1 protein-coding gene is annotated in these 901 nt (G+C 46.1%); it reads right to left on the bottom strand.

Features of this window, described 5'->3' with window-relative positions:
- Window positions 1-841 (bottom strand): sigma 54-interacting transcriptional regulator (locus A9O67_RS12945; protein ID WP_082955329.1); only part of this gene is annotated, 841 nt, incomplete at its 3' end.
- Window positions 842-901 lie beyond the last annotated feature (60 nt).

A 901-nucleotide genomic window follows, 5' to 3' on the forward strand; every position in this document is an offset into this window, starting at 1 on the left:
CAATAATCCGTACATCTACATTGACTGGGGTATAACCCCCAATACGATAGAATTGGCCTTCAGCCAGAACACGTAACAAGCGAGTTTGTACATCAAGGGGCATATCGCCGATTTCATCTAAAAACAATGACCCATGGTTAGCTTGTTCAAATCGGCCCTGACGTACTTGAGTCGCACCCGTAAATGCGCCTTTTTCGTGGCCAAATAGCTCAGATTCAATTAAGTCTTTGGGAATAGCCGCCATATTTAATGCAATAAAAGGGGCGTCGGCACGAGGGCTGTGTTGATGCAACGCGTGGGCAACCAGCTCTTTTCCCGTTCCTGATTCGCCATTAATAAGCACACTAATTGATGAGCGTGATAAACGGCCAATAATGCGATAAACCTCTTGCATCGCTGGTGCTTCTCCGATCATGGTCGAAGAGACTGTAGGGGCAGGCTGCTTAGCTTCACGGCTAGTATGGTTGTGTTCACGGCTATGATTCAGAGCACGTTCGACTAATGCGACGGTTTCATCAATATCGAAAGGCTTGGGTAAGTAATCAAATGCCCCTGCTTGGTAGGCATTTACGGCAGCATCAAGGTCAGAGTGTGCTGTCGTAATAATAATCGGTAGAAGCGGGTGGGATTGCTTGATGGTATTCAGAAGCTCAATACCATTTGTGCCTGGCATACGGATATCAGATAACAACACATCAGGGAGTGAATTTTCTAATGCGGCGAGTACAGCATCCGCACTGTCAAAGCAGGTGCAAGCGAATTTTGCATTATCTAATGCACGCTCAAGTACCCAACGGATGGAACTATCATCATCAACCACCCAAATTTTTCCCTGCGTCATGGTTATCTCCTATTTCTTAATTGGTAGATAAATGGAAAACTCAGTGTGGCCTGGCCAACT

Origin of the sequence: Tepidimonas fonticaldi (genome assembly GCF_001675355.1) — a bacterium.
GTDB classification, from domain to species: Bacteria; Pseudomonadota; Gammaproteobacteria; order Burkholderiales; family Burkholderiaceae_C; genus Tepidimonas; species Tepidimonas fonticaldi.